Annotated in this window: 17 protein-coding genes; 9 read left to right on the top strand and 8 right to left on the bottom strand. The window is 67.9% G+C overall.

What is annotated here, in order from left to right:
- Nucleotides 1-3 precede the first annotated feature (3 nt).
- Genes rpsN through rpmB form a run of 3 tightly spaced genes read right to left on the bottom strand, consistent with a single transcriptional unit; the run spans nucleotide 4 to nucleotide 714 of the window.
- Nucleotides 4-309, bottom strand: a complete 306-nt coding sequence (gene rpsN / locus G8760_RS04525; protein WP_166347153.1) for a 30S ribosomal protein S14 — start codon at nucleotides 307-309, stop codon at nucleotides 4-6.
- Between the two features lies 1 nt (nucleotide 310).
- Nucleotides 311-478 (bottom strand): 50S ribosomal protein L33, encoded by a 168-nt coding sequence (gene rpmG, locus G8760_RS04520; RefSeq protein WP_166347149.1) that lies wholly within the window; start codon nucleotides 476-478, stop codon nucleotides 311-313.
- On the bottom strand, nucleotides 478-714 hold the full coding sequence (gene rpmB / locus G8760_RS04515; RefSeq protein ID WP_166347146.1) for a 50S ribosomal protein L28: 237 nt from the start codon (nucleotides 712-714) through the stop codon (nucleotides 478-480). Before rpmB ends, rpmG begins: the two co-directional genes overlap by 1 nt.
- Before the next feature lie 149 nt (nucleotides 715-863).
- Between rpmB and G8760_RS04510 the strand changes: the two genes are divergently transcribed.
- The 4 genes from G8760_RS04510 to G8760_RS04495 all read left to right on the top strand — a co-directional run bounded on the left by G8760_RS04510 (nucleotide 864) and on the right by G8760_RS04495 (nucleotide 4,827).
- Nucleotides 864-1,949: a CobW family GTP-binding protein gene (locus tag G8760_RS04510; protein ID WP_166347143.1), complete on the top strand. Its 1,086-nt coding sequence runs from the start codon at nucleotides 864-866 to the stop codon at nucleotides 1,947-1,949.
- On the top strand, nucleotides 1,919-2,188 hold the full coding sequence (locus tag G8760_RS04505) for a hypothetical protein (protein ID WP_166347140.1): 270 nt from the start codon (nucleotides 1,919-1,921) through the stop codon (nucleotides 2,186-2,188). The genes G8760_RS04510 and G8760_RS04505 overlap by 31 nt, the downstream gene beginning before the upstream one ends.
- Entirely contained in the window at nucleotides 2,185-2,607 is a 423-nt protein-coding gene (locus tag G8760_RS04500) for an Hsp20/alpha crystallin family protein (protein WP_166347136.1), read from the top strand. The genes G8760_RS04505 and G8760_RS04500 overlap by 4 nt, the downstream gene beginning before the upstream one ends.
- 165 nt (nucleotides 2,608-2,772) lie before the next feature.
- Nucleotides 2,773-4,827 carry a HelD family protein gene (locus G8760_RS04495; RefSeq protein ID WP_166347133.1) on the top strand — a complete coding sequence of 685 codons (2,055 nt, stop codon included), beginning with the start codon at nucleotides 2,773-2,775 and terminating at the stop codon, nucleotides 4,825-4,827.
- Nucleotides 4,828-4,946: 119 nt separating this feature from the next.
- Here G8760_RS04495 and G8760_RS04490 read toward each other — a convergent pair whose 3' ends face one another.
- Together G8760_RS04490 and G8760_RS04485 are read right to left on the bottom strand one after the other, a co-directional pair.
- Entirely contained in the window at nucleotides 4,947-6,602 is a 1,656-nt protein-coding gene (locus G8760_RS04490; RefSeq protein WP_166347130.1) for a DNA repair helicase XPB, read from the bottom strand.
- 54 nt (nucleotides 6,603-6,656) lie between these two features.
- On the bottom strand, nucleotides 6,657-7,172 hold the full coding sequence (locus tag G8760_RS04485; RefSeq protein WP_166347127.1) for a CGNR zinc finger domain-containing protein: 516 nt from the start codon (nucleotides 7,170-7,172) through the stop codon (nucleotides 6,657-6,659).
- A gap of 112 nt (nucleotides 7,173-7,284) precedes the next feature.
- Between G8760_RS04485 and G8760_RS04480 the strand changes: the two genes are divergently transcribed.
- Together G8760_RS04480 and G8760_RS04475 are read left to right on the top strand one after the other, a co-directional pair.
- Entirely contained in the window at nucleotides 7,285-7,866 is a 582-nt protein-coding gene (locus G8760_RS04480) for a putative glycolipid-binding domain-containing protein (protein ID WP_166347124.1), read from the top strand.
- Between the two features lie 72 nt (nucleotides 7,867-7,938).
- Entirely contained in the window at nucleotides 7,939-9,582 is a 1,644-nt protein-coding gene (locus tag G8760_RS04475) for an LCP family glycopolymer transferase (RefSeq protein WP_166347121.1), read from the top strand.
- A 191-nt stretch (nucleotides 9,583-9,773) separates the two neighbouring features.
- On the opposite strand, the gene G8760_RS04470 is transcribed toward G8760_RS04475, so the two are convergent.
- Nucleotides 9,774-12,149 carry a helicase C-terminal domain-containing protein gene (locus G8760_RS04470; protein WP_166347118.1) on the bottom strand — a complete coding sequence of 792 codons (2,376 nt, stop codon included), beginning with the start codon at nucleotides 12,147-12,149 and terminating at the stop codon, nucleotides 9,774-9,776.
- A 400-nt stretch (nucleotides 12,150-12,549) separates the two neighbouring features.
- Here G8760_RS04470 and G8760_RS04465 point away from each other — a divergent pair, with 400 nt between their 5' ends.
- Nucleotides 12,550-14,757, top strand: coding sequence for an HNH endonuclease signature motif containing protein (locus G8760_RS04465; RefSeq protein WP_166347115.1), 2,208 nt, complete (start codon nucleotides 12,550-12,552; stop codon nucleotides 14,755-14,757).
- A 206-nt stretch (nucleotides 14,758-14,963) separates the two neighbouring features.
- Here the strand turns inward: G8760_RS04465 and G8760_RS04460 are convergent, their stop codons facing one another.
- Nucleotides 14,964-15,104, bottom strand: coding sequence for a hypothetical protein (locus G8760_RS04460; protein ID WP_166347112.1), 141 nt, complete (start codon nucleotides 15,102-15,104; stop codon nucleotides 14,964-14,966).
- Between the two features lie 229 nt (nucleotides 15,105-15,333).
- A complete protein-coding gene (locus G8760_RS04455; protein WP_166347109.1) occupies nucleotides 15,334-16,572 on the bottom strand; it encodes a S8/S53 family peptidase in 1,239 nt (412 codons plus the stop codon).
- A 177-nt stretch (nucleotides 16,573-16,749) separates the two neighbouring features.
- On the opposite strand from G8760_RS04455, the gene G8760_RS04450 reads away from it, so the two are divergent.
- On the top strand, nucleotides 16,750-19,365 hold the full coding sequence (locus G8760_RS04450; RefSeq protein WP_166347106.1) for a CHAT domain-containing protein: 2,616 nt from the start codon (nucleotides 16,750-16,752) through the stop codon (nucleotides 19,363-19,365).
- A gap of 156 nt (nucleotides 19,366-19,521) precedes the next feature.
- Nucleotides 19,522-20,136: an HAD family hydrolase gene (locus G8760_RS04445; RefSeq protein WP_166347103.1), complete on the top strand. Its 615-nt coding sequence runs from the start codon at nucleotides 19,522-19,524 to the stop codon at nucleotides 20,134-20,136.
- The last annotated feature ends 2 nt before the right edge of the window (nucleotides 20,137-20,138 follow it).

Genomic DNA, 20,138 nt, shown 5'->3' with positions numbered 1-20,138 from the left:
CGACTACCAGCTCGACTTCGTCACTCCCGGAAGCTGACCACGGTGCGCCATCTCACGCAGCCGGATCCGGGACACCCCGAACTTGCGATAGACCGCACGCGGCCGGCCGTCGACGATGTCGCGATTACGCAGCCGGGTGGCACTGGCGTCGCGCGGTTGGCGGGACAGTTCGCGGCGGGCAGCGCGTCTCTGTTCGTCGTCGATCCGCGGATCAGCGAGCAGCTTCTTGAGCTCGGCACGCCGCTCCGCGTACCGGGCAACCACCAGCCGGCGCTGCTGATCGCGGGCGATCTTGCTCTTCTTGGCCATCTCAGCGCTCCTCGCGGAATTCCACGTGCCGGCGCACCACGGGGTCGTACTTGCGCAGCACCATGCGGTCCGGGTCATTACGGCGGTTCTTTCGGGTGACGTAGGTGTAACCCGTACCGGCCGTGGAGCGCAGCTTGATGATCGGCCGCAGGTCAGCCGCCTTCGCCATCAGAGCCGCTCCCCTCGGGCGATGATCTCCCGCACCACGGCGTCGATGCCGCGTCGGTCGATGGTTTTGATGCCACGCGCACTCACGGTCAGCCTGACATGCCGCCCGAGAGATGGCACCCAGTACCGCTTGCGCTGGATATTGGGGTTGAACCGGCGTTTGGTGCGGCGATGTGAATGGGAGATGTTGTGCCCGAAGCGGGGCACCGCACCTGTGACCTGACAGTGAGCGGACATGACGGGCTCCTCACGACGTGTTGACCGGAATGCGCGCGGCAAGTGCCTGGCGATCCCAGATCCCTGCGTGCGGCGCCGGTCCATGGTAGCTTAATGAGAGTAATTATCAATACCACTTCCCTTCTGCACCACAACCCCGAAGGGCTACCGTGTCGGAACCACTTCCCATCACCGTCATCTCCACCATCGATCCGCTGCTGCGCGACTCCACGACCTTGGCCGTCGCTCTCGACACACCCGGGGCGGTCACGCTCAGCTACACGATGGGCCGCCACTCGATCCGGCGGATCGTCGCCGATCTCACCGGAGTGCTCGAAGACCACGAGATACCGCTGGATCACGTGTGCCTCAACTGCGCCCTACGCGAGGACGTCATCCCCACCCTGGAGGGGTTGGCCGATCTCGACCGATGGCGCTACGCGGTACTCGCGGCGCCGGTCGGAGCCGAACCCCAGCCGGTGGCGGAGGCGCTGGCCCTGGCCGGCCCCCAACTACGGCTCGCTAGCGTCGCCGCCGTGGCCACCCTCGCCTCACTCGACGACGACGTTCTCGGCGCCGATCTACTCAGCGACCGCGGCCTGGCCCTCACCGATGACGACGAGCGGTCCGTCGCCGAGGCCCTGACCCACCAGATCGAATACGCGGACATCGTTATCACGCCGGACGACGACCCGGCCGGTCGCCAACTTCTCGACCACATCCGTGCGGCGGACGGGCAGCACTGGACCGGACTACATCATTTCGACGCCACCCGGCTGTTCGACCAGCATCATGATCCGATCCGAGCAGCGCGGCGCACCGACCCCAGGTATACCGAGCCCATCCAAGCCGGCACGTCAAGCCAGGCTGACCACGGACTAGGCACGCCATGGACACTAGACCTCCACTCGCCCCACCCATTTCATCCCGTGCGGCTGATGGCGTCGCTGGAACGCCTCGGCGCTGGACGCCTCCGGGCCCGTGGCCGCTTCTGGCTGCCCACCCGGCCGGACATGTTGTGTGTCTGGGACGGCGCCGGAGGGCAGTTGGCCATCGGCACCGGCGGCCCCTGGGATGGCATAGAGCCCAGCACCCGGCTGGTCGTCACCGGAACCGGCAACGAACGGCCACGCCTGCGTAACGCCTTCGCCGACACCCTGTTGACACCGGCTGAGATGAGCGGCGGCATCACCCGCTGGGTGGGCGCGGACGACGGCTTCGATCCGTGGCTGGGCGAGTCGGCGGCGGCTGCGTAGAGGCAGCCGAGCTCCGGCGGTGGGCCGTCGAGGCGGAGATTCCCGGCCGACGGCCGAGGCGGGCCGGCCGAGACGAGCTGGCCGGGGTCTGGCCGACACCTGGCCGACACCTGGCCGACGGGCCGATCGCTCCGGGCGAACACCTCGCTGGAATTGAGTCACCTTCACTCAAGTTCTACTTGTTAGACCTGGTCGCCACCGGCGCCGGGTATGGCCCAGAGAAGGAGATTCCAGCATGACCACCACACTCGCATTCCGGCCGTTCACCGACCTCGACCGCGTCGTCCAGTCGTTCTGGGGTGTCCCGGCCGACTCCGGCCAGCACGCTCCGGCCGCCGATGTCCATCGAGCCGGCGACGACCTCGTCGCACGCTTCGACCTACCAGGCGTCAACCCGGACGAGGACGTCACCGTCGAGGTCCACGGCCGCAGCCTCGTGGTCCGGGGCGAGCGCAAAGACACCCGAGACGAGCAGGACGGCGGCAGACGGATCCGCGAGGTCCGCTACGGCAGCTTCCGGCGCGCGGTGGCGCTTCCAACGGCCGCCGACCCCGCCAAGGTGACCGCGACGTACGACGCCGGCGTCCTCACCGTCACCATCGCCGGCATCTACACCGGCACCTCGCCCCACCAGGTGGAGATCACGAAAACCGCCTGACCCGCTTCCACACTGGGTGGGGTGGCATGGCGCTGCCCCACCCTCCGAGGCGAATTGACACATCGCTTCGCCGGTCGCTATTGTCTTGTGCTCTTCGCGACCGGACCGGATTCCCGGGCCGTCGGAACGTTTCTTCTTCCGCCGAGCCCCAGGAGGTCCGTATTTATGGCTGCCGACGCGCCTACCGCCCGCACCCTCGCCGCCGAGAGCCACTACCTCAAACGCGCCCGCGAACATCTGCGTGCCATGCGCGATCGGACCCTGTCGCTTAATGCCCAGGGCGGTGACGCCGTATCCACCGAGTACCTCAAGGCGTCACTACATCGCCGCGCGAAGGCACTGGAGGATGATCCGTCGTTGCCCCTGTTCTTCGGCCGGATCGATCGGGTACCACCCGATGACGATCTCCCCGAGGAATCCAGCGTGCCGGCATCCGACCATGCCCAGCCACCACCGGAGACGTTCTACATCGGTCGCCGCCACGTCATGGATCAGGCCGGCGATCCGATCGTGATCGACTGGCGCGCGGAAGTATCGCGCACGTTCTACCAGGCCAGCCTCCGCGATCCGCAAGGGCTGACCCTACGCCGCCGGTATGGCTTCGCTGACGGTGAGCTGACCTCGTTCGAGGACGAGCACCTGCTCAATCCCACCGAATCACCGGCCACCAGCCGCATTCTCACCGAAGAGATCGAGCGCCCACGCGTCGGCCCTATGCGCGACATCGTCGCCACCATCCAGCCCGAGCAGGACGACGTCGTACGGCTCGGGCTGGACGAGTCGGTCTGCGTCCAGGGAGCACCGGGAACGGGCAAGACGGCCGTGGGACTACATCGAGCCGCCTACCTCCTCCACGCTTACCGCACCAGGTTGTCGCGCAATGGCGTGCTGGTTATTGGCCCCAACCGAGCGTTCCTGCACTACATCGGCCAGGTCTTGCCCACCCTCGGGGAGGTCGACGTACGCCAGACGACCATGACCGAGCTGATCGACGCCGTCCCCGTGCGCACCGAAGACCCACCCGCCGTCGCGGCTCTCAAGGGCGACGCCCGAATGGCTGAGGTGATCTACCGGGCGGTGTGGTCACACGTCGCCCAGCCCACCGAGACCCTGGTGATACCGCGCGGCACCCGCAACTGGCGAGTGCCTGCGACGGAGGCGGCCGAGGCGGTCACCACCCTGCGGGCCCGTGGCGACGGATACGACACCGCGCGGGCGCTGCTACCGCAACGGCTCGCGCACCGCGTTCTCCTGCGCATGGAGGCCGCGGGCGAGATCACCGATGACCGGGTGCAGAACGCGGTGGCCCGATCCCGGCCCATGAAGGTGTACGTCGAGTCGCTCTGGCCCACGCTCGATCCGGTCAGGGTGATACTCCGGTTGTTGGGCGACGCCGACCACCTCGCCGCGGCGGCGAACGGCATCCTCACCGCCGACGAGCAGCGAGCGATCAGCTGGAAGCGGCCCGCACGAGGGCCGAAGTCCGCCCCGTGGACACCCGCCGATGCGGTCCTCGTCGACGAAGCCGCTGGAGTCTTGGAACGGGTCGCGGGCGCCGGCCATGTCGTCCTCGACGAGGCACAGGATCTGTCGCCGATGCAACTGCGGGCGGTCGGCCGGCGGGCGGCCGGCGGTTCGGTCACCGTCCTCGGCGATATCGCTCAGGGCACCACCCCGTGGGCGACGGCATCGTGGCCGACAGCGCTGGCGCATCTCAAGCAGTCCGACGCACACATCGAAGTGCTGCGTCGCGGGTACCGGGTGCCGTCCACGGTTGTGGAGTTCGCCGCCCGGTTGTTGCCATCCATCGCACCCAACATCGAGCCACCTCAGCCGGTGCGGTCCAATCCCGGTCGGCTCGACGTCGTCCCGGCCGAACCCGCCACCCTCTCCGCGGTCCTCGCGGCCGCATTGCTCGAGGTCGCGCAGCGGCCAGGATCCGCCGGCGTCATCGCCGCGGACGACATGCTCGACGAGCTGGCCACCCAGATGGCGGCGGCCGGTGTGCGGTACGGACGGTTGGCGGACGACGCACCGCTGACGCTGGTTCCGGCGTCGCTGGCGAAGGGGCTGGAATACGACCACGTGGTGGTCGTCGAGCCAGCACGGATCGTTGCCGCCGAACCCCAGGGCTTGCGGCGCCTGTACGTGGTGCTGACTCGTGCCGTCTCGACGCTGACCGTCGTCCACGCCGAACCCCTGCCACCCGAGTTCGCCTGATCCTGCCCCCTGCCCTGACACCTGCCCCGACACCTGCCCCGACACCTGCCCCGACACCTGCCCCGACACCTGCCCCGGGCCAGGCAACCGGGCCAGGCAACCGGGCCAGCGCCCGTGGGTTACTCGCCGGAGAGGAGCTCCTCGGCGTCGGCGATCTGGTAGGCATACCCCTGCTCGGCCAGGAACCGCTGCCGGTGCTGGGCGTACTCCTGGTCGATGGTGTCGCGGGCGATCACCGAGTAGAACCGGGCAGTCCGGCCGTCGGACTTGGGCCGCAAGATCCGGCCCAGCCGCTGGGCCTCTTCCTGCCGCGATCCGAACGTCCCGGACACCTGGATCGCGACGCTGGCCTCCGGAAGGTCGATGGAGAAGTTGGCTACCTTGCTCACCACGAGTGCCGTCAGTTCACCAGCCCGGAACGCGTCGAACAGCCGCTGCCGCTCGCGCACTGGTGTCTCCCCCTTGATGACGGGCGCGTTCAGCCGCTCACCGAACTCGTCGAGCTGGTCGATGTACTGGCCGATGACGAGTGTCTGATCGGCCTTGTGCAGCCGAACCAGCTCCTCGACCACGCGGGTTTTGGACTCGGTGCACGACGCCAGCCGGTATCGCTCGTCCGCCTCAGCCGTCGCATAGGCCAGCCGTTCCCCCTCCGAGAGGGTGACTCGGACCTCGACGCAGTCGGCCGGCGCGATGTAACCCTGGTTTTCGATCTCCTTCCAGGGGGCGTCGTAGCGCTTCGGTCCGATCAAGGTGAACACGTCGTCCTCGCGTCCGTCCTCCCGCACAAGCGTCGCGGTCAGTCCTAACCGGCGCCGTGCCTGAAGGTCGGCGGTCATTCGGAAGATGGGAGCCGGCAACAGGTGGACCTCGTCGTAGATGATCAAGCCCCAGTCGCGCGCCTCGAACAGTTCCAGGTGGGTGTACGTGCCTTTGCGACGAGTAGTCATGACCTGGTATGTGGCGATGGTGACCGGGCGGATCTCCTTCTTCGATCCGGAGTACTCGCCGATCTCGTCCTCGGTCAGGGAGGTTCGGCGGATCAGTTCGTCGCGCCATTGCCTGGCGGCGACGGTGTTGGTGACGAGGATCAGGGTGGTGCTGCGGGCCTGGGCCATGGCGGCCGCGCCGACGAGGGTTTTGCCAGCGCCGCAAGGGAGGACCACGACACCCGAGCCACCGTGCCAGAAACCGTCGGCGGCTTCCTTCTGGTAGGTCCGCAGCTGCCAACTGGCCTCGTCGAGATCGATCTCGTGGGCCTCGCCGTCGACGTAGCCGGCCATGTCTTCGGCCGGCCAGCCAAGTTTGATCAGCGCCTGCTTGAGATTGCCTCGTTGCGATGGGTGCACCACGACGGTGTCCGCGTCAAGGCGCGCCGCGACCAGCGGCTTGATCCGTTTGGATCGCAGCACCTCTTCCAGCACCGGCCGGTCGCTGCTGTGGAGGACAAGCCCGTGCGCCGGGTGGGTCTCCAGCCGTAACCGGCCGTATCGTGCCATGGTCTCGGCGACGTCGACCAGCATGGCGTGCGGCACCGGGTAACGCGAGTAGGTCATCAGGGTGTCGATCACCTGCTCGGCGTCGTGCCCGGCGGCCCGTGCGTTCCACAGGCCCAAGGGGGTCAACCGGTAGGTGTGGACGTGCTCCGGTGAGCGCTCTAGTTCGGCGAACGGCGCGATGGCCCGCCGGCAGGCCTCGGCGTCGTCGTGGTCGACCTCGAGCAGCAGCGTTTTGTCGCTCTGCACGATCAGCGGTCCGTCAGTCACGCGACCCATTGTCCCCCCGGATCCGGAAACACGCACACTCGGCGGGCACGCTGTTGCCGGCGGTCATTCACCACGGGTCCGCCGACGGTGGGCGCGCACTTTGGCGATGCTGCCGCACGAGCGCCCGCCGGGGCCACCCGCCGTCATCAGGCACCACCTCTTGCCAGCGTTGCGGGTGTGGTCGTAGAACACCCACCGGCAGTCCGGGCAGGCTTTCAGCCGGCGCCACCGGCCGGCGGCCACCGCATCGAGGCAGGCGACCACGAGCTGCCCGACGGTCCCGGCCCGATGCTGGTAGCCGATCCCGTCCGGGCCGACGGCGGGGCGGACGTCTAGCCGCTCGATCCAGCCATTCAGGATGCCCGGTGCGTCGTCGGGACGTTCGACGGCGATTCGCAGCTCGTCCCGGAGCCGCCGGATCTGGTCACGTTCGGGGGGCGCAAGGTGCTGTTGGGTGGCGTAGGCGTCGAACCGGTCTTCGGGGGTTCGGGTGTCGTTGGGGATCAGCCAGGTATTGAGGAGCTCACGTACCGCTTCCAGACGGTCGGGTGCCGCCTGCCCAGGCCCGTCGTTAACCATTCACGAAGTTTACAGGTTGCATATGCTCGCCAGACCTTGTTAACTGACTATTAGATTTACCGGTTAGCGTCGAGCTCGACGCGAGCGCTCGGCGGAGAACAGGGAGGTCGCCATGTACCAACCACATCCCACATCCCAGTCCAGGCTGAACCGCGAACTGCTCTGGACACCTCACCGCTGGCCCGGCGCCGAACATCTGTCCGTGCACTCCGACGGCCACACCATCACCGCCGACGGCGTCATCATCGCCGCCGAGGCCCGGCCCACCCGGATCGCATACGAGATCAACTGCGACACCGCTTGGCGCACCTGGCGTCTCACCGTCCAGGCAGCCGGCGAACCACCGCTGGCCCTCCTCCGGGACGACACCGACGGCTGGAAACACCCGGACGGCACACCGCGCCCTGACCTAGCCGGCTGCGTCGACGTGGACATCGCACTGACACCGTTCACCAACACCCTGCCGATCCGCCGGCTCGGCCTTGATCCCGGTCAGTCGGTCGACATTCGCGCGGTCTACGTCCAGTTCTACCCACACCTGTCGGTCACCACATCCAACCAGCGGTACACCAGGCTCGATCACGGCGCCGGCTACCGCTACGAGTCCGGCGACTTCAGGGCCGATCTTCAGGTCGACTCCGACGGCGTCGTAACCGAGTATCCAGGGCTCTGGACGCTGAGCACCACCACGTGATCACCCCAGCGGTGATCAACAAAACAGACACGTGCTGTCCGTGGCCCGAGCGGGTCCGGCAGAATGACAGCAATGAGCCGACAAGATCGCTCGAGCGCCCGGAGCGGCGGGGCAGGGTCAACGCCACCGCCGAACAGTGCTGGGTACGGCCGCTTCCTCGGCCGCTCCGTCTTGGGCGTGATCGTTCCCGGCCTGGGGTTGATCCTGGCCGGACGGCGTCGCATCGGCTATCTCGTTCTCGGCATCTTCCTCGCCGGCGTGGCGGCCGTCGTCTTCTACGTCTGGCAAGCCGGGCAGACCCGGCTGGTCCGGCTCGGCACCGACGCGGATCGCGTCAACGTCATCGGCTACGGGCTCATCGCCGTCGCCGCAACCTGGCTGCTCGTCGCCCTCGTCAGCTTCTATCTGCTGGAACCACGCGGACTGTCGGCACCCCGGCGGTGGCTGGCCGCGTTCCTGGTCATCGTGGTCGCCTCGGCCGTGCTCACCCCCATGGGGATCGGTTCGCACTACGCCTTCACCCAACGCGACTTCATCCAGTCGGTCTTCCCTGACGAAGAAGAACGGCACAGCCTCACCATCCCGGAAAACTCAACCGACGAAGACCCATGGGCCGGAAAAGACCGCGTCAACGTGCTCATCCTCGGCTCCGACGCCGACGAGCACCGCGAGGGGGTGCGCGCCGACACGATCATGGTGGCCAGCATCGACACCGGCACCGGCGACACCGCCTTGTTCTCGATCCCACGCAACCTCCAGCACACCCCCTTCCCGGACGGCCCCCTCCGCGACGCCTACCCGGATGGCTTTCGTGGCACGCCGGAGGCCGAGTACTGGATCTCGTCGATCTACAACAACATCCCGCCGCAGTTCCCCGACTACTTCGACGGCATCAACGACCCCGGTGCCGAGGCGACCAAACTCGCGGTGGGCGAGGCACTCGGCCTCGATATCGACTACTACGTCATGGTCAACCTCGATGGCTTCAAGGCTCTCGTGGATGCACTCGGTGGTGTCGTCATCGACGTGCCGTACGCGATCCCCATGGGTACTCGTGCCACCCCGTGGGGCACCTGCACAGAGCCTCGGGCCTGGATCGACGAAGGTGACGAGCAGCGGCTCACCGGCGGCGAGGCCCTGTGGTTCGCCCGGGCGCGCTGCGGCCCACCGCCAGTGTCCGACGATTACGAGAGAATGCGCCGGCAGCGCTGCCTGATCGGCGCTATCGCCGAGCAGACCGACCCGTTCCGGCTCCTCACCCGCTACCTACAACTGGAGTACGCGGTGCGGCAGAACATCAGCACCGATATAGGGCAACGACGTCTCGAAGACTTCGCCGAGCTGGCGTTACGCGTCCAGAAAGGCGAGATGCGTAGCCTCCCCTTCACCGACGAAGTCATCCAGTACCGTTCTCCCGATTTCGAGCTGATGCGGCAGTTCGTACGGGAGTCGCTCGAACCTCCGGAGGAACCCGCCGGCGGGTCAACCACACCACCAGACGGTACCGACGAGGGCGACACCCCGATCACCGACATCGGAGCAGACACCTCCGGCGATACCGACCTGACGGACGGCACCGACCTGACGGATGGCACCGACGCTCCGGCCGAGCACGGCACCGAAACGGGAACCATCGATACCGATCAACCCGCTGAAACCGGGACCGATCAGCCCACAGAGGCCGAGGGCGCCCAGCTCATCGACGAGGTGTGCTGATCCCGGCCACCCGCCTGTCCCGCCCGCTCCTGACCCACCCCTTTTGCGCGTTGTCAGGCCGGACAAACTCATCGGCCTGGGCCGATGCGCCGGCGGAACCTGACAACACACCCATCTCACCGGAGTGTCAGGCTGCCGCCGCACATCATGGCTGGTGAGTAAGATGTCCGGCCGGACAACTCACGAAAGGATCAGGAGGCGACGGGAGCGACGCCGCTGATGCGGTGGACCGCGAAGGAGCGGATCTCGTTACTGCGATGGTCGAACGCGGCCAGCCATCCGCCCTCCAACCGCACCGGGTCGACCACCCGCTCGCTCGTGGAGCCGTGCTGGTCGACATACCCGATCCAGATGGTGGCGCCATCGTCGAGCGCCTGGCGCAGGTCGGCCAGAGTCTGAGCGGAGGCACTGCGGCCGAGCCGCCCCGGCACCGCGTCCGGTGGCCGTGCCGCCGACGAGCGTTCACCCGCCCGCAACGCACGGACTGCCGCGCCCAACACCGTCTCGGTCGGACTTGGCCGCTCGGCCAGAGCAGGCTGCGGTACTGGCCCGGCCGGGGCCCGGCGCGGCTGCGAGCGGGCGATCACTATGGACCCGTCGGCAGCCTCCGGGGTGGGCGCGAAACCCATCTGCCGCAGCCGCTCGAGGAGTGTGATGCCGTCAAGGCTGGATACGAGCACCGTGGGGGCGAGCCGGCGAAGCCCGAGCGCCGACGCCTGAGCCGCGGCCAGGATCTCGGTCAGGGTGGTGTGGTCGTCAGAACGGATAAACGACGACGCGGCGCCGACCCGCAACAGCCCGTGCCGCCGGGCGACGTCGTCGACGAGGTACGTCAACGGTTGGGGCACCGGCGTCCGGGACACCGAGCTGAGGAACTGGTGAATGTCGGCCGCGGCTCGCCCGGCATCAAGCGCGCGCCGCACGGAGTCCGCGGTGAATCGGTACACCGACGCACCTCCACGACTTTCCACGTCGGCGAGCAGGCCCAGTTCGCGGGCCACCTCCGACCGCAGGGGCCCGGGGGCCACGGCGGTGAGATCGGCTTGCAGCAAGACGTGGCCCAGCGACTCGGGGAGCAGAGCGCGCAAGGCGGTCACCGCGGCTTCGGCGGCGCCACCACCGGTGAGCAGGAGCCGGCCATACGATGCCAGCGCCCCACGCCCGGTGAGACCGAGTGATTCCGCCTCGCGCAGCGTCCAACCCACGAGGTCGTCCCGCAACCGGCCGCCGCGGCGGGGCCGCCGCCAGCGGACTGACTCGGCCATCGATTCCGGGTCTGGTGCAGCGCCGCCCGGCAGACCGGCCATGACTTCAAGCACCTGGCGGCGGATCTCTGGCGCTACCGGACGGTCGAGGTCGCCTCCCAACGCGGATACAAGCCGGTCTCGATCGTCCCGGGTGCCGACCAGGCCGGGGGTGCGGCTCGTGCCCAACCAGGTATTGGCCAACATGGCCCAACGGTCTGCTATCGACTCACGGCGCCACGAGTCGTACTCATGGGTAGGCAACCAGACCTCATCGTCGCCACCACCCGAGCCGAGCAGACCGGCAGCATAGCCAAGTTCCACCACCAGCGCGGCACCAGCCTCATCGGTGTCGAGCAGGGCAGGCAGCCGTCTGAAGTCGCGGGCGGCGAGGCCACCTGTCCGCAAGACCGGTGGTGGATCATTTGCCCATGCGTCGAGCAGCGACTCCATAGCGCGCACGATGTCGAATGCCCTCGCGCCGGCGGCGCGGTCGACCATCTCGGGGTCGCGGTTCGTGACGGCCGGTTCCGGTGGGGTGACCCGGATGTCACCCCGGACTGTCCCGCCCCGAAGATGCAGTCCGACCTCGCGCGGCAAGACGACCGCGTCGCCGTCCACCGGCACGAGTAGACCGGTGGCCAGCAACTGGTCGATCGGGCTGCGGGCGCGGGTGCGGTCGACATCGCGCCATGCGTCCTCGATGCGCCCGGTCGGTGGACCGTCGGCGAGGCTGCGCAGAGCCGCGACCGCCTCCGGGCTGAGTTCTCCGAGAAGGGGTTTCAGCGTTTCCGGAGCGGCGAAGAACGCTGCCACGGCGTCCGCGTTCGACGCGTGGTCGCCGGCGGTGGGCAACCCCAGGTCCGTGGCAACCGAGACCAGCCGGGATGGCGGCAGCGCGAGCAGCAGTTGCCGGGCCGGCGGGCCAAGACCGGCTGGGTGGGGACCAATGATCTCGCCTACCACCCGGACAAGATGGATCTCGCGCCCACTTCCCCAGGTCAACGCCCGCTGCCGGAGAGCGGCGAGGGCGGCGCGTACGGCTCGTGGTGGGGCGCCCAGCAGCTGCTGCACGTCTTTGCCGGTGGCGGGGTCCGGGAGGACCACCAGAGTGTCGACGACGTGCAGGGTGAACTGGTCGAGACGGTCAAGCGCACGCACGACGGAGGTGCGGGTCGCGGCCCGAGACGCGAGCTGGGTGATATCGGCCGGGACGGGTACGACGAGGTCTGGGCGGGTACGCAGCAGCCCCGCCAGCTCATCGTCAGTTCGGGCCCGCAGATCCTCCGCGAGGCTCCGCGGCGCCGCACTCGTCCTTGGCATCAGCTCTACACTACGATGTCTCGGCCCAGCTGGTCGGCGTCGCGAATCCGGGGCCGTAGACGAGCGACCGTCGAAGGTGGGCCGACGGGGCCATCTTCGTGTTCTTCGACGTCCGTCGTTGACGTGTCAGTTGAGTTAAGCGGCGCACCCGTGAGGCGATCGACTGGACCGCGCACAAGTTTCGTCGGATATTAAATTACCTGTCCAGACCGTGTAAATCGAACAGATGTTTGGTATGCTGTTGGTAGTTGCCGGCAGAGTTGGTCAGGCTCTGCGAGACGGCGTGTTGACGAGTGAACGGCCCCAGGTCCGCCCTGGGCCGACAGCAGGAACCCTGCCCTTTTGTGTGTCGTCGTGCGGTGTTGAGCCGCCCGAGGCCGCAGGGTCCCCATTCTTGGACATGGGAGTGCTCGTCATGTTCGTCTCCGACCAGGACGGCTATGCCTATCGCGCAAGCGGGGTTGGTGTGGCGGTACCGATCCCTGACGGGTTGGCCACCATGCCACCCGGCCCCCACCTGGCGGCGCTGCTGGCTCAGATTGCGGTCCAGCGCGTGTGTGGTTACGACACCATTGAGGTCTTGACCGCGGCTTACCGGCAGGCCAACCATGACCGAGCGGTGTTCTTACGCGCCATGCTGGAGACCGGCATGCGCCACCCGCACAGCCGTGACACCGTAGCCCGTCTGGCACACCCCGCAGAGTTCGCCGCCGAAGAGGCCCGCGCAGCCTTGACATGGTCACGTCGACGTTCAGATACCACCTTTACGTTGGCCTACGACGTGCATTCACGCCTACCGATGCTGGGCGAGGCGATGCTGGCTGGTGAGCTCGACGAACCCCGCGCAGTGGCATTCACACAATGGACCATTGGGCTCACCGACGACCAAGCCGCCCAGATCTGTCATGAGCTGCTGCCTACCGCGGCACACATGCTCGTTGGTGAACTGATCGATGCTCTCAAACGAGCCGCTATCGCTATCGACCCGGATTGGGCACAACGACGCTACCAACAAGCAGTCAAAGGACGACGAGTACACGGCACACGCAACCCCGACGGCAGCGCCAACATATCCGGACTAGACCTACCAATCGACCGCGCCGCCGCAGCGTGCCACCGAGTCGACACCCTCGCCAGACGATGCAAACACGCCGGAGACACCCGGCCCATCAATCACATCCGGGCCGACCTCTACCTCGGGATGCTCGACGGAACATTCCAGACGATGAACGACGAACAGATCACCGCCCACATCCTGACCCACCCATTCATCCAACCCACCGAAACACCCAGCCCCGCCGGTGGTGGTGATGATGACCCCGGTCCTGCCCCCGGCCCCGGTCCTGCCCCCGGCCCCGGTCCTGATCCTGGCCCCGCCCCCGACCCCGACCCCGGCCCCGGCCCCGGTCCTGATCCTGGCCCCGCCCCCGACCCCGACCCTGACCCCGACGCTGGTCCCGACCCCGGCCCTGCCCCCGACCCTGGTCCTGCCCCCGACCCTGGTCCTGCCCCCGACGCTGATCCCGACCCCGGCCCTGGTCCCGACGACGATCACCCTAGCCCCACCCACGGCCCTGATCCCGACCGCAGCGACGGCTCTGGTACCAACGACGACGGAGGTGCTGAGCCCAGTTCTGGTGATGGTGATAGGTGGACGCCGGACGAGTTGCGGGTTGGGCTGGCGTCCCTGCTTGGTTTGGACGAACGTCCGGCTGAGCTGGTGGGTTGGGATGTCATCCCGGCGGCTACCGCTCGCCGGATCATCACCACCATGACTCGCGCCGAGTTCAGATGGGTCCTGTGTGACCACAATGGTCACGCGATCATCACAGGCACTACGCGGGCCCGCCCACTCCTGCCCACCCAGGCCACGCAAACCGCCCCAGCCTCGGGAACAGCACGCGGAATTGTGGAACTACAGCTACGCAGCGGCGATCTTCATCGTCTCGCCATCGCAGCACGAACCACACATCCGGAATACAAGCGCGTCGTCGACGACATCATGACCCACGTGGGTGGCGCAGCATCCGCCGGTGGGTTGGTGGATGTCGGCCCACTCGACGGCGCCGACACGAGACACGCGACTGTCGGGCGTGCCGGTCCTCATGATGAGCGGCGACGCACAGCGCGGGCACGGCTACGCCGGTGGGTACAGATCCGGGATCGGACCTGCACACACCCGGCCTGCCGGGCTCCGGCCAGACACACCGACCAGGATCACGCTATCGACTACGCCGCCGGTGGACTCACCACCGACGCCAACCTCGGATGTTGCTGCCGTCACCACCACAGGTTGAAACACTGTGGTCGGTGGGCAGTCATAAAACCGGATCCGTACACCACAATCTGGGTCAGCCCGCTCGGGCACCGCTATGTGCATCGGGCGCCGCCCATCATGCCCGCTACCCCCCGCCCCCGTCCGCAGACCAGATATCCGAGCGAGTCCACCCATCCGCCCAGACTCGACTGCGGCTGTCTCAGCTACTGCGGCTGCGGCCCCACCCTGCCCACCATGGGCACATCCACAGCAGCGGGACAGGTCACCGAGTCACACCACCCCGCACCCGAACCTGACGCCCCTGACCACCACGATGTGCCGCCGTTCTAGACGCACCTCGGCCGCTTGCGATGTCGCTCTCGCAGCCGTCCGGCTAACCGACAACAACAACCACGCCACATAGCCATGACCCAACGATCCCCATGAGGCTCACCGACCGACGCCGAGCCAGAACGGGACGCCTGACCAGCACGGCTACTGCGCCGCGCACGATGGACAAGGCGCGCAATGTGGCTTAGATGCCGGCACAGGTTGGCTTAGAGCCGGCGCAGCCGCTCCAGTAGCTCGACGCCGCGCTCGGCACATTCCTGCCGGGCGGCCTCGTCCGCTGCCCGGAGTTCGGCCGTGATCTCTGGATCGACCGGCATTTCTTCGCGTACTCGTCGCCCAAAACTCACATTCGCGAGATTACCCAACTCCGCGCGGCCGGCAACCCGAGGTAGCCGCTCGGCGGCGAAGATCAGCCGAACGGACGATGGCCGCGGCCCGCAGCGGCCAGGCTCACAGCCGCCGCGGACCTCCCGGTCGCCACCGACCTACGGTCGTCATATTGGTGCCCGCATTGGATCGTCACACCTGCCCTGAGTCGCCGGGTCTGCCCTTCGGCCAGCGCGGCACACCTGCGGTTCAGGGCAGGACGAGCCTCGGCCCCACGCCGTCCAGGGCGGCGATCTCCGCTTCGGCCAGAACGATGTCGCGGGCCACGGGCGCGGTGACCCCGCGTTCCACCATGCGCCGGGCGATCATGCCGGCGACGACGGGTGCCGCGAACGACGTCCCCGACCACAGGGCGTGGCCTTGGCTGAACTCCGCTCGGGTGCCGTCGAGGTACTCGTAGGTGCCGTTGGGGAACGGAACGACCGCGTTCTCACCGGAGGCGTACACGCCGACCCAGTGTCCGACGTTGGACCATCCAGCTCGCGAATCGCCCCCGTCGGTGAGCGCTCCCACGGCGATTGTCCAGGGGTATGCGGCCGGCCAGAACGGTGCGTCGGAGCCGTTGTTGCCTGCGGCCACCACGATCACCGTGTCCGGGTGGCGCCGGAGCACGCGCCGGTAGAACGCGTTGAACGCCTTGGGCGAGCAGCCGGGACGGGCATACAGTCCGGCCTGAACGCTGACGACGTCCACGCCCGCGCGCACGACGTGGTCGAGGTCGTTGACGATAGTCAACTCGTCGACCGCACCACCGACGAGGCAGTCGCGCACCTGCACCGTGACCGACTCCGATCCGGACACGGCCAGCAGCCGAGCGGCGGCCGCGGTGCCATGGCCGCCGTAGGGCCGGATGGTGCTGCCGTCGTCGAAGTAGACCTCGTCGTCGGGCTCGTGGTTGTCCTTGACGGCGCTGAACCGGGCGAAGCCGGATTGCTCGGCGACGGGTGGATGGTAGCCGGTGTCGATGACGGCCAGCCGAGGCCGACCGGGACCAACCGGCTCGCCGAGCACCGGCACCGGCGCGTTCCACGGTAGTGGCTCCGTGACCGGGCACATCACCGTGTTGCCCTGCGTGTCCAGGACATAGTTGAGCCCGACGACGTCTTCATCCACGACACCGAGCAATTGCTCGGCTAAATCGGCGGCGTCGCGATCACCGACATCGAGCACCTTCAGGCCCACGGGCCCATCGGTGATCGCTTCCGGTCGTTCAGCGCCGACCCGATCAAATGCCTCCAATGTCTCGTCGAGGTCATCGACATCGCAGATCAGTTGGTGATTGCGGTACAGATACTCAACTTCGTTTCCGCTTGGATCCCACCTCACCGCCAGTGGAAACTGGCGCCCCTGTGTACGAGCGGCGCAGTTGCGTTCCAACCGCTCCACCTCTCGTGCCAATTCCTCGCGTCGGACCCGCCGCCCACTCATATTGCCTAGCCTCCCCTTAGACTGCGTGAGAGCCTGTTCGACGATCGCCGGAGACGAACCATCGCTCCCCGGTCCGGCGACCGAACCTCATGAACAAACTTTGAGGACGATACCGAATTAACGCGACAAATACGATCATTCTTGGCGCAAGTTTCGGCGTACATTGAGGGTTGACGGGTGCGGGTCAGAGAAACGCAGGTCACAGCCGACGAGCTGCCGGCGCTCGCGATGTCCGCCCCGGACTCCGCGGCGTGTCACGCCCGGGCCATCCTCGGTGTCACCTCGCCTGCCCTCGACGTCACATTCGCGTTGCATGCGCTCGGCATCGTCGAGCGAAACCGCGGTCAGATCGGACGCGCCCTTCGTTATCTCCGCCGAGGACTACGCACCGCGGTCGACACCGGACTCACTGACCGGCGGATCGAGCTGAGCGCCAGCCTAGGTACCGCGCTCGGCCTGGCCGGCCGCAAGCGTGAAGCGCTGGCCGTGTTCGACGAGGCACTCGCGGACGCGGATCACCAAGCCCGTGCGCGGGTACTTGTCCGCCGTGGTGCGCTACGCGTTCACCTCGGTGATTTCGAGGGCGGCTACGTCGACAACGCTGAAGCAGCCAGCATCGCGGCTCAGCTGGGAGATGTCATCTGGGAGTGCCGGGCCCGTCAGAACACGGGCGCGGCTCTGCTCTACCTGGGTCGGTTCGACGCAGCGGACCAACAGTTGGCACATGCCCAGGCTATGGCAGAAGAACACGGCGACTCCTACAGCGCCACCGTGGCGTTGCACAACCGTGCCGACTGTGCCCACCGCCAGGGGCGTCTCCCGAAAGCACTTCACCTGCTCTACCAGGCACATCGTCGCTACGAGGACCTGGGCTCGATCCCGACGGAGATCGTCCGCGACACCGCCGTCATTCAGCTCGCGGCAGGCCTGACGGAGGAGGCGGCGACCACTGCTGATGTTCTCGTCGACCTCCTGGCACAAGACCGCAACGCAGTGCTCAACCGGATCGACGGATGCATCGCCGCCGCGATCGTCCACCTGGCTGCCGGCAACGCTCATCGGGCTATCGAACTCGCTCGCCGTGCCGAACGGTCGAGCCGTCGGCAGAAACACAGCGAAACGACCCAGCATGCACGTTTCGTGCTGCTGCGGGCCCAGGCAGCTGCCGGCTCGGTGACGCGCCGGCACGTGCTCGCCGCCGCCGAACTGGCCGCCAGCCTCAGCGACTGGTACTCGTCCGAACGGCTCGATGCTCAGGTGCTCGCCGGCCGGATGGCGCTGACCGCGGGACTCACCGAGTTGGCTGAGGTGTCGTTCAGCGCGGCCGCCGCGCAGCGAGGCCGTGGCTCGGCGCTACGCCGCGCCACGGCCTGGTATGCCCGGGCCCAGCTTGCCAGCCTGCGGGGCGACCGTCGGGGGATGCTTCGAGCATGTATGCGCGGGCTCGACGTGCTCGATGCCCATGCGTTGTCCCTCGGCGCCTTGGAGTTGCGGGCCCGGGCCACCGTCCACGGCACCGACCTGGCCGTCCTCGGCACCGAGGAGATCATCCACGACGGTAGTGGTCGGCAGCTATTGCGCTGGACCGAGCGCTGGCGGGCGACGGTGCACGCCCTGCCCGTTCCGGCCGAACGGCGGGACCCCACCCTCGTGGCCGAACTTGGCCGACTGCGGGCCGCCGGGCGACAACTTGGCGCTATGACCGGTGCCGCGCAAGAGACACACCGCCGGCTGATCGAGGACCGGATCCGACGGCACGTACATACCCGCGAGGGCGACGTGTCGGTCCGTCGACGGCGTTTCGACGTGGTCGAACTGCTTGATTCCCTCGGCGACGATCTCACGCTGGTGAGTGTCGTCGGCGTCCGAGATGGCCATTTCCATGTCACCGTCGCCAGCCGCGGCCGGGTCGCCAGGCGCGTCGCAGGCCGAGTCGCCGACGTCTATCCAGAGGTCGACTACGCCCGGTTCGCCCTGCGCGCGGCCGCCCTGGCACCCGAGTCCGCCGCGGCTGCGCTGCTGGATGGCCTGGAGGCCAGCCTCACCCGGCTGGAGGAGGTCCTGCTCGGGCCGGCAGTACGGATGATCGGGGATGGTCCGGTGGTCATCGTGCCGCCGGGAAAGATCCAATCCGCACCGTGGGGCGCGCTGCCGTCACTACGCCACCGGCCGGTCACGGTGGCTCCGTCGGCCACGGCCTGGCTGCGAGCTCGCACCGCTCGGCCGCCGTCGACCGCCGGCCGAGGACGCACGGCACTGATCGCTGGCGCGAACCTGGACACCTCTGGCGCCGAGGTGATCGCCCTGGCCGACCTGTACCCAGACGCCACCGTGCTCACGGGATCACGCGCCACGGTGGCCGAAACACTGCGGGCCATTGACGGCGTGGACCTCGCACATGTCGGCGCCCACGGCCGATACCGCGGAGATAGCCCGATGTTCTCCTCGCTGGAGCTGGCCGATGGGCCGGTGACCGTCCTCGACTTCGAGCAGCTGGAATGCCCGCCCTACCGGCTGCTCCTGACCGCCTGTGAATCTGGCGTGGGATCACCCACCGGTGCCGACGAGTTGCTCGGCCTCGCGACGTCGCTGTCCGCGTTGGGGACGGCCGGGGTGCTGACCAGCATCGTGCCGATCAGCGACACCGAAAGTGTGCCGTTCAGCCTGGTGGTCCATGAGCGGCTCGCCGCCGGAGCCGACCTCGCCGGCGCGCTCCTCACCGCCCGGGAGGCCGCGGACGGCCCAGTAGCTACTGCCACCGCGTGGGCTTTCCTCGCGCTCGGCGCCGCCTGAGACGCGTCCTACGTCTGGCCCCACCGCTCGCTTGCCTTCTGCCCGCATGTCCAACGGTGAAATCTACTCGGGGTACATCCCCTGGGGAACGGAGACCGCCGTGCCGAGAGGCGCCCGTCACCCTCGGTGATGCCCCACCACGTAAAGTGTCTGGGTATGAGCTTCGTCGTCGGATTCGACCTGGACCTCACACTTGTCGATTCCGCCGACGGCATCACGGCCTCATATGTCGAGGCGGCCCGCCGGGTCGGTGCACACATCGACCCGGCTGAGCTCCGCCCGTTGATCGGCCTCCCTCTGCCGGAAACCATGGCGCGGTTCGTCCCCGCCAACTCCATCCAAGCCGCCGTCGACCACTACCGCGAGGTATACCCACGGCTCGGCGTCCCCGCCTCCAAACTGCTCCCGGGCGCGGCGGATGCGGTCAGCGCGGTCACCGCCAAGGGCGGTCGGGTAGTGGTGGTCAGCGCCAAACTCGCCGCCGCGGTGCGGCTGGTCCTCGACCACGTCGGGCTGTCGGTTGCGGCCGTCGTCGGGGAGCGCTTCGCCGAGACCAAAGGTGACGCGCTGCGGGAGTACGGCGCCGCCGCACACGTCGGAGACCATCCCGGCGACATGATCGGGGCCCGTGCTGCCGGGGCATATGCCGTCGGGGTGACCACTGGCTCACACGACGACGTCGCGCTGCGCGAAGCCGGAGCCGACGTCGTCTTCCCCGACCTGCTCGACTTTCCGTACTGGCTCGACGACTTCGTCGCCGGCCTGTCCTGATA

The sequence above is a fragment of the Phytoactinopolyspora limicola genome, assembly GCF_011320225.1.
Taxonomy (GTDB): domain Bacteria; phylum Actinomycetota; class Actinomycetes; order Jiangellales; family Jiangellaceae; genus Phytoactinopolyspora; species Phytoactinopolyspora limicola.
The sequence above is the reverse complement of the archived record's forward strand: the minus strand, read 5'-3'. Positions and strand labels throughout refer to the sequence as shown.

Bases quoted from the DNA above. Each gene is read 5' to 3' on its own strand.
- rpsN (WP_166347153.1), bottom strand. From the start codon at position 309: ATGGCCAAGAAGAGCAAGATCGCCCGCGATCAGCAGCGCCGGCTGGTG.
- rpmG (WP_166347149.1), bottom strand. From the start codon at position 478: ATGGCGAAGGCGGCTGACCTGCGGCCGATCATCAAGCTGCGCTCCACG.
- rpmB (WP_166347146.1), bottom strand. From the start codon at position 714: ATGTCCGCTCACTGTCAGGTCACAGGTGCGGTGCCCCGCTTCGGGCAC.
- G8760_RS04500 (WP_166347136.1), top strand. From the start codon at position 2,185: ATGACCACCACACTCGCATTCCGGCCGTTCACCGACCTCGACCGCGTC.
- G8760_RS04495 (WP_166347133.1), top strand. From the start codon at position 2,773: ATGGCTGCCGACGCGCCTACCGCCCGCACCCTCGCCGCCGAGAGCCAC.
- G8760_RS04490 (WP_166347130.1), bottom strand. From the start codon at position 6,602: ATGGGTCGCGTGACTGACGGACCGCTGATCGTGCAGAGCGACAAAACG.
- G8760_RS04485 (WP_166347127.1), bottom strand. From the start codon at position 7,172: ATGGTTAACGACGGGCCTGGGCAGGCGGCACCCGACCGTCTGGAAGCG.
- G8760_RS04480 (WP_166347124.1), top strand. From the start codon at position 7,285: ATGTACCAACCACATCCCACATCCCAGTCCAGGCTGAACCGCGAACTG.
- G8760_RS04475 (WP_166347121.1), top strand. From the start codon at position 7,939: ATGAGCCGACAAGATCGCTCGAGCGCCCGGAGCGGCGGGGCAGGGTCA.
- G8760_RS04470 (WP_166347118.1), bottom strand. From the start codon at position 12,149: ATGCCAAGGACGAGTGCGGCGCCGCGGAGCCTCGCGGAGGATCTGCGG.
- G8760_RS04465 (WP_166347115.1), top strand. From the start codon at position 12,550: ATGGGAGTGCTCGTCATGTTCGTCTCCGACCAGGACGGCTATGCCTAT.
- G8760_RS04455 (WP_166347109.1), bottom strand. From the start codon at position 16,572: ATGAGTGGGCGGCGGGTCCGACGCGAGGAATTGGCACGAGAGGTGGAG.
- G8760_RS04445 (WP_166347103.1), top strand. From the start codon at position 19,522: ATGAGCTTCGTCGTCGGATTCGACCTGGACCTCACACTTGTCGATTCC.